Source organism: Burkholderia territorii, assembly GCF_001718335.1.
In the GTDB taxonomy this organism is placed as follows: Bacteria; Pseudomonadota; Gammaproteobacteria; order Burkholderiales; family Burkholderiaceae; genus Burkholderia; species Burkholderia territorii.
This window is the reverse complement of the sequence record NZ_CP013365.1, coordinates 2459055-2466714: the sequence shown is the minus strand read 5'-3', so window position 1 is coordinate 2466714 and position 7660 is coordinate 2459055. Positions and strand designations below refer to the sequence as shown.

The following is a 7660-nucleotide window of genomic DNA, read 5'->3' as shown; positions in this document are numbered from 1 at the left end:
GGCTCGTTCAGGCCCCTCTGACGGGCCATCGCCGGGCGCCGGCCTTGCCGGCAGCGCCGGCTCCTCGCTGGGCGCTGTCGGCCGTCTCCATCACTCCGACAACAGCATCCGCTCGAGCTGCTCGAGGATCGCGTCACGTTTGTCCTTCGGGAGACCGCGCAGGCGCAGTTCGATGCGGTCTTCGCCATACGACTTCAGGTCGCCCACCGACTTGCCGCCGAGCTTGATCTCGAGACGCTGCGCATAGCGCTGACGGCCCGCCGGCTTGGGCGTTTCCTGCGCCGCGACGCGCCCCTTGACGATGTCCGACACCTGGCGCGTGCTGAGATCGTCGGACACGATCTTGTTGATCAGCCGCAGTGTCGCCTCGGTACCGCGTGCATTGTGATAACGGCCGACCTGGTACGCCATGTTCGACCCGAAGCGATCGGGGCGCGCGACCATCTCCTGCATCACGCTTTCCGGCAGCTTGCCGATCGACAGCGCAACCGCGACCGTCGACTCGTCGAGGCCGAGGTGCTCGGACAGTTCCTTCTGGCTCTGGAAATGTTTCTCGTCGAGGAAGCGGCGCCATACGACGGCGTTGTCGAACACCGTCTGCGAATCGCGTTGCACGTTCAGGTCGTAGCCGAGCTTGTAGCTCTGGATTCCGATCGGCACGTCGATCACGATCGCCTTCACCGACTCCTTGTTCGCTTCCTTCAACGCACGCACGCGGCGGCCGCCGTCGCTGACGAAATACGAACCCGGATTGTCATAGTCCGGAATCACGTGGATCGCCTGCTGTTGCCCTTGCTTCGCGAGGTTGACTGCGAGTTCGGCAATCGACGACTTCAGATAGAAGTGCCGCGGGTTGAACGGGCTATGCTTGATCGCCTTCAGTGGCAGTTCGATCACTTGGCCGGGCGCATAGCGGTTCTCGAGGCGCCACGCGCGATATTGCGGCGACTCGTCGGTCGCCGGGTCGAGCAGGGTGTCCGGAACCGGTGGCGGCGCGATGTCCTTCTTGGCGGACTTCGTCGGGGCCGGTGTGGCCGTCTCGGATTTGACGATGCCGTCGATGGCATTCAGCCGATCAAGCGCCGTGCGCTTCTCGCTCGTCGTGATATCCGGGCGCGCTTGGAATCCTTTTGCAAATTGGGAGGGTTTCATGTGACTCCTTTATGCGCATAAAGTCAGGGCAGCATGGCGACGATTTCGTCGGCGCATGCGCGGATCTCCGCGGCGGCCAGCTTGGCGCCACGATCGTTCATCTGCAGCACGGTCTGACCGAGCGCCATTGCCTGCTTATATGCTTCCCGGGTCGGGATTTGCGTCTTCAGCAACGGGAAGCCGAGTTCCTCGAGCGCGCGCTTGAGTTCGCGGGTCAGCATGCGCTTCTCTTCGGTTTTGTTCAGCAGGAAGACGGCGCGCAGGTCTTCGTTCATCACCTGAGCCTGCTGGATCAGTTTGACCAGCCCGACGCTCGACCAGTAATCGGCTGGCGATGACGAAGTCGGGATCACGGCGATCGATGCGGCCAGTAGTACGACGCCGGAGACCTTCTCGGTGATCGACGGCGGGCAGTCGACGACGATGATGTCGTAGTCGTTGATGAACTTCTTGATTTCGCGATGGATCTGGCCGCCGGCTTCGGCGAGGTTGACGACCGGGAACGGGATGCCGGTGTCGCTGTCACCCGAAGCGCTCGACCAGTGAACCAGTGTGTTTTGACCGTCTGCGTCGATGACGAGGACGCGCTTTCCTTTCTCATGGAATGCAGCGCCGAGGTGCATGGCAATCGTGCTTTTGCCGACGCCACCTTTTTGTTGAGTGACTGCAATGATTTCCGCGGCCAATTTTCACTCCTGTTTTTGGTCGTTGGAATTCTACAGGACGATATTTATATTTCAATGAAATTGTCGTTCGACAACTACGCGTTAGCCGTTCGGGCTATGGGTTTATGCGCATAAACGAACGGTCGATGCCGGATGGCTGGCGCAGGCACGCGAGATTGCTGTATTGGAAGCTGAACGGAGATTGTCGTGACGACACGCAGTTTCGCTGTCGCCTTCGGCCGCTGAGCGGCGCAATGTATCGGACTGACGTTCGATCGTTGAAGGCGGCTGCTTTGATGGCGGCGAGTTTGTGCGCATAAACTTCGGCAGTGACGAGCGCATCGACGCGTCGGAGCCGTCAATCGAACATGCTCTCCGATGACGGATACCGTGCGGCCCAGACCGCTGCGATGCGATACCTCCCATGTGCAACGACGAAGCGCACTGCGGGTCCCGCACCGTGTTTATGCGCATAAATCCATCGAGGACTCGGCCGTTATCAGCGCCCGCCCGATGGGCAAAGGACTACGATGCCCCGGACACCGTCGCATATTGCTCAGCTATGTGTTCGAGGTACCGAAGCTGGGCCCGACCGCGATATCGGCGACCCATCTCACTGCGGTACGCGACGACTTTATGCGCATAAACCCAGTGAGGGATACACTCGGCGGCGGTGCGTAGGCGCTGGTAACACGACATCACAATGAGTCTTATACCCTCAGCCATCCGCAACGAAGAAGGTGCCCAAGTGTCCATGCAACGCACTTTATGCGCATAAACGCATCGGACCGGTTACGCGCTCATCGGCGCAACAGACCCTGCCCGCACGCCACACCGCGACTCCAACTCCCCTTCCATCCGTGTGCTCACACCCGCCAAAACACCCGTAGCCAGACTGGCTACAATACGGGCCTTTCTCATTCAGGCCGAACGATGATCACGATCTACCACAATCCCCGCTGCTCGAAGTCCCGAGAGACGCTCGCACTGGTCGAGACGCTGAACACGACCGGCACGCCGGTAAACGTCGTCGAGTACCTGAAGACGCCTCCGACCGTCGAGGAACTGGAAGCACTGCATCGTCAACTCGAGCGCCCGGTGCGCGACATGCTTCGCGACGGCGAGGAGCCGTACAAGACGCTGAATCTGGCCCGTGCGGATCTGACGGACGCCGAGGCCTACGCAGCGATTGCTGCGCATCCGATTTTGCTGCAGCGTCCGATCGTCGTGTATCGAGGCAAGGCCGCGATCGGCCGTCCGCCCGAGTCGGTGCGAGCGCTGTTCGAATAATTTCAATTCGGCGTATTTTTCTTATCGCATTGATCCCGGCGCGAGCGCGCCGGGATCGACTGACAAATTCGCAACCGCAACCTACCTCCTCCGACGCCACGCAGCGCACCGCCCGTACTCGACCGTCGCGCCCAGCGAGCCCCCGCCAGCGTCGACCTCACGACGTCACGACGTCAACCGGCACCCACCGTTCACCACAACGCGCACGCCCAGCCCACCGTCGTCAGCTTAACCCTTCGTCCCGCCACCCGACGACTCGCCCCCCTCACCACCCGCTTCATCGCCTACCCCCCGCCCCGCCGCCACATGCGCCGCCGTCCGCAGCAGCGCGATCTGCCCGCGATATGCGCGGCACCCGCTGCAGGTCGGCAGATGCACGTGCACCTGCACGCGCTCATGAAGCGTCAACGCTCGGTCGAGCGCATCCGACAGCAATCGCGTCACGTCTTTACATTTCCCCGGCAGCATCTTCGGTCGTCAGTCCTTTTTCGCTGAGGCAGGTGCGCAGGCGCGTGCGCGCCCGATACAGCAGCACGCTGCAGTGATTCGTCGTCAATGTCAGTTCGCTGCAGATGTCGGCAATCTCGACGTCGAGGAATTCGCGCATCATGAACACGCGCCCGATGTGTTCCGGCAGGTGGTCGAGGCATGCCTGGAACAGCGTCCAGAACTGCTGTTGTTGCAACAGCGTTTCGGGCCGCGCCCAGGGTCGCGGTTTCGTATGCGCGGCCCAGTGCCCGTTTTCCTTGAACAGCTCGCGATCGAGCACGGATTCGCCATCGAGCTCTGCATCGAGTGCGGACAGACTCACCGTCCGCTGCCGCGCGCGCAGAATGTCGATCAGCTTGTTGCGCAGGATGCCGAACACCCAGGTCCTGTGGGCCGATCGCCCGGCGAACTCGCCCGCGTGCGTCCACGCAGCGGTCAGCGCTTCCTGCACCGCATCCTCGGCCGCATCGGCATCGCGCAGTTGAAGACGTGCGAAGCGCAACAGGTCGCGGCGTAGTTGCGCGAGATAGGCGGGATCGTCGTATGCGGACGGCATGGCGGGGTCGAAGCCTTACTAAACGGAGGCGATCGTGTGCGCGCCACCGGGCGGGCGCATCGCGGTGCGAGCAGCTTACTGGGCGAGACGCCGCGCTGCAACGGATGTTCCGTCTCGAATTCACGAAGCCGGCCGGCGCGCTGCGCTATGCTTGCCGAACCCCGCGCCACGCACCGTGAAAAGCGCGGCCCGAGCAGTCTGTAACATCCGATCAAAACGGCCAAGTTATCCACAATTTCTGTGGAAAACCTTGTGGAAAGTCGGCCGGTCGGCCCCGTGGGACGGCTCGCGGGCTGGCTTGCCTATAAACAGACCTTTGTCGCCTGACCGGAATCAATCGATTCGATTCCTTACTCACCGGAAGGAGAACGCCATGTCCTATCGTGTTGCAGTCGTCGTCGGCAGCCTGCGTCGCGGTTCCTGGAACCGCGCGCTCGCGCACGCCGCGATTTCCCTTGCTCCGGCCGATTTCTCGTTCGAATTCGTCGAGATCGGCGAGCTGCCGCTGTACAGCCAGGACTACGACGCGGATTTTCCGGAAGTCGCGCGGCGCTTCAAGCAGTCGATCGAAGCCGCCGACGCGCTGCTGTTCGTCACGCCCGAATACAACCGCTCGATCCCGGGCGTGCTGAAGAACGCGCTCGACTGGGGCTCGCGCCCGTGGGGCCACAACTCGTGGTCCGGAAAGCCGGGCGCCGTGCTCGGCACGTCGCCGGGCGCGGTCGGTACCGCGCTCGCGCAGCAGCATCTGCGCAACGTGCTCGCGTATCTCGACGTGAAGACGCTCGGGCAGCCGGAAATGTTCATCAAGCATGACCCGGCGCGCATCGACGACGAGGGGCGAATCGTCAGCGACGACACCCGAAAGTTCCTGCAGGGCTTCGTCGATCGCTACGTCGATTGGGTGCGCATGCTGAAGGCGGCCTGATCGCCATTGCCTTCATGCACCCGGCACCGGCCCGCATGCTGCGGGTCAGGTGCCGGCGTGCCGAGCATCGCGCGCTTCGCGGATGCCGAGCAGAATCTCGTCGAGCAGCGCGATGTCGAACGGCTTCGACAACACCCGCACGTTGACGGTACGCGTGCGGTCGAGTTCCTCCGCATATCCCGTGACCAGGATCACGGGGAGCTTCCCCGGCCGCTTGTCGATCGCTTCGGCCAGATCGATGCCGTTCAGGCGGCCCGGCATGTGGATATCCGAGATCACCAGATCGAATGCGTCGTTCGCGGCCGCGCCCTCGATCAGGCGCAACGCTTCGTCGGCGGTGGGTGCGTAGGTGACGCGGTGCCCGAGCAGCGTCAGCAGCGCTTCGGTGCCGGCCGCGACTTCGCTGTTGTCTTCGACCAGCAGCACATGCAGGCCGGTGTGCGCGGCGGCGTCGTGCGAGACGGGCTGCGAGCGGGCGACGATGTCCTCGGCGCGAGCGCGCGGCAGATAAAGGCGCACCGACGTTCCGGCGCCGACCGCGCTGTCGATCGTCGCGAGGCCGCCGGAGCGCTCGCAGAACGCGAACACCTGCGGCAGCCCGAGGCCCGTTCCCATCCCCTGCGCCTTCGTCGTGAACAGCGGCTCGAACGCGCGCGCGAGCACCTCGGGCGCCATGCCCGAGCCCGTGTCGTCGAGCGAGATCTGCACGAAGTCGCCGATCAGCGGAAAACCGTCCTCGCGGCGCAGCGTCACGTTGCGCGCACCGACCGTGAAGCGGCCGCCGACGGTCATCGCATCGCGCGCATTGACGGCGAGATTGATCACCGCGAGCTCGAGCTCCGCGACATCGACCCGGATCGGCCACACGCCGGGCTCGATCGCGACGACCAGCGACGACTTCGAACCGAGCGACGTCTTCAACAGTTCGCGGCACGTGCCGAGCCACTGGCCGACGTCGATCGTCTCGTTGTGCAGCGGCTGCTTGCGCGCGACGCCGAGCAGCTGCCGCGTGAGCGACTGGCCGTTCTTCAGTGCGCGCTCGATCGCGCCGAGTTCCTTGTCGAGATGCTGGACGCCGCGTCGCCGCGCGATCTGCACGTTGCTCGAGATGATCATCAGCAGATTGTTGAAGTCGTGCGCGACACTGCCGACGAGATTGCCGAGCGCCTGCATCTTGCGCGACTGCCGGTAGGCCGATTCGATCGAGCGCCGCATCGACGCCTCCGCCTGCCAGCGATCCCAGGCCTCCTCTTCCGCCTTCAGCCGCTTCAGCGACAGCCAGATCACCGACCACAGCGCGACGGACGGCGCGAACATCGAGATGAACAGCACGCTCAGGTGTTCGTACCATTCATGCCAGATCGCGGAGGTGCGGTACGCGCAGGTCACGTATACGGGATAGCTGCCGACCTGGCGATACGCGACGATCTCGCTGGCGCCGTCGTGGCGCACGCGCACGACGCCCGCGCGCGGATCGTTGCGCGCGTTGCCGAACGTGGCGGTGAGATCGGTGTGCGCGAGCGACGGCGGCGGCGGATACGACGCGATCACCGCGCCGTCGGAGCGCGCGAGCGCCATCGTCATCGGCGTGGCCGCGCCGCCGAGCAGGTCGCGGTAGAACGCATTGAAATACGACGACTTCAGTGCGATCGATACCATCCCGGCGAATGAACCGTCGCTGTGGCGTCGCGCGACGCCCGTGTTGAACACGGGGATGTTCTCGAGCTTGAGCGGCCCCATCATCAGCTTCGAGATGTGTTCGATCACCTTGCCGTCGCGGATGCCGGCGAAGTCGTCGCGATACGCGATCGACGCATACGGCGCCGGATAGTAGAGGCTGTTCGCAAGCAGCATCCCGCTCGCGCCGAAGATCGACACCGCGGCCACCTGCGGATAGCCGCCGCCGATCGTGTTCAGTGCTTCGTGGATGTCGGATTCCTGGCGCCGCACGGTGGCGTCGTCCATGTCCTGCACGAGGTCGACGATGCGCGCATCGAGCGTCTCGCTCAGGTCGAACACCTTGAGCGCATGCTCCTCGGCGACGCGCACGGTGCGCATCGTCACGTCGCTCGCAGCGGCCTCGCGCGCCTGCAGATCGTTGTACGCCATGACCGACACATAGATGCACGGCAGCACGATCGCTGCGACCAGCAACACGATCAACGTCACGCGCCTGACCGCGAAATCGTGCTCGGGAGCGCCGGACGCGTAGTTGCCGTCGTCCTGCCAGTCGTCGGCGGGTGGTGAGGCGGGCGGGCTGGTGTCGGCAGGACGTTCGGACGTCATCGAGGGAGGCGGGCCAGGCAGAGATGTTCAATCATAAACGAGTTGCGCCTGCTCGCCGTGCCGGCGCATGGACGGACAACCTGATGATTCCGACAGGGGCAAATGAAAGTTTGAAAACGCTATGAATCCGGCAGCGCAAACGTACACAAGGAAAAATTTTGCGTGCTTATCTCGAAAATGGTCTGGGCTGTTTTCGGAATGCGGGGAGATCGAATCGATTTTGTTCGAAATGGTGAAAATGGCGAGTTGCACTACCTTCGGTTTACTCAGAGAATCGCGCCTTGCTTTCCCTAT

Annotated in this window: 7 protein-coding genes; 2 read left to right on the top strand and 5 right to left on the bottom strand. The window is 63.4% G+C overall.

What is annotated here, in order from left to right:
* Positions 1 to 90 precede the first annotated feature (90 nt).
* Positions 91 to 1152 (bottom strand): ParB/RepB/Spo0J family partition protein, encoded by a 1062-nt coding sequence (locus WS51_RS10810; protein ID WP_059501287.1) that lies wholly within the window; start codon positions 1150 to 1152, stop codon positions 91 to 93.
* A gap of 23 nt (positions 1153 to 1175) precedes the next feature.
* A complete protein-coding gene (gene parA / locus WS51_RS10805; protein ID WP_059448842.1) occupies positions 1176 to 1838 on the bottom strand; it encodes a ParA family partition ATPase in 663 nt (220 codons plus the stop codon).
* A gap of 912 nt (positions 1839 to 2750) precedes the next feature.
* Between parA and arsC the strand changes: the two genes are divergently transcribed.
* Positions 2751 to 3107 (top strand): arsenate reductase (glutaredoxin), encoded by a 357-nt coding sequence (arsC, locus tag WS51_RS10800; protein WP_059543504.1) that lies wholly within the window; start codon positions 2751 to 2753, stop codon positions 3105 to 3107.
* A gap of 228 nt (positions 3108 to 3335) precedes the next feature.
* On the opposite strand, the gene WS51_RS30860 is transcribed toward arsC, so the two are convergent.
* On the bottom strand, positions 3336 to 3575 hold the full coding sequence (locus WS51_RS30860; RefSeq protein WP_081053594.1) for a zf-HC2 domain-containing protein: 240 nt from the start codon (positions 3573 to 3575) through the stop codon (positions 3336 to 3338).
* Complete coding sequence (locus WS51_RS10795; RefSeq protein WP_069229088.1) at positions 3556 to 4152, bottom strand: RNA polymerase factor sigma-70; 597 nt, start codon at positions 4150 to 4152, stop codon at positions 3556 to 3558. The genes WS51_RS30860 and WS51_RS10795 overlap by 20 nt, the downstream gene beginning before the upstream one ends.
* 373 nt (positions 4153 to 4525) lie before the next feature.
* Between WS51_RS10795 and WS51_RS10790 the strand changes: the two genes are divergently transcribed.
* Positions 4526 to 5080: an NADPH-dependent FMN reductase gene (locus tag WS51_RS10790; protein WP_059448845.1), complete on the top strand. Its 555-nt coding sequence runs from the start codon at positions 4526 to 4528 to the stop codon at positions 5078 to 5080.
* Positions 5081 to 5125: 45 nt separating this feature from the next.
* On the opposite strand, the gene WS51_RS10785 is transcribed toward WS51_RS10790, so the two are convergent.
* Positions 5126 to 7366 (bottom strand): hybrid sensor histidine kinase/response regulator, encoded by a 2241-nt coding sequence (locus WS51_RS10785; RefSeq protein WP_059448846.1) that lies wholly within the window; start codon positions 7364 to 7366, stop codon positions 5126 to 5128.
* Positions 7367 to 7660 lie beyond the last annotated feature (294 nt).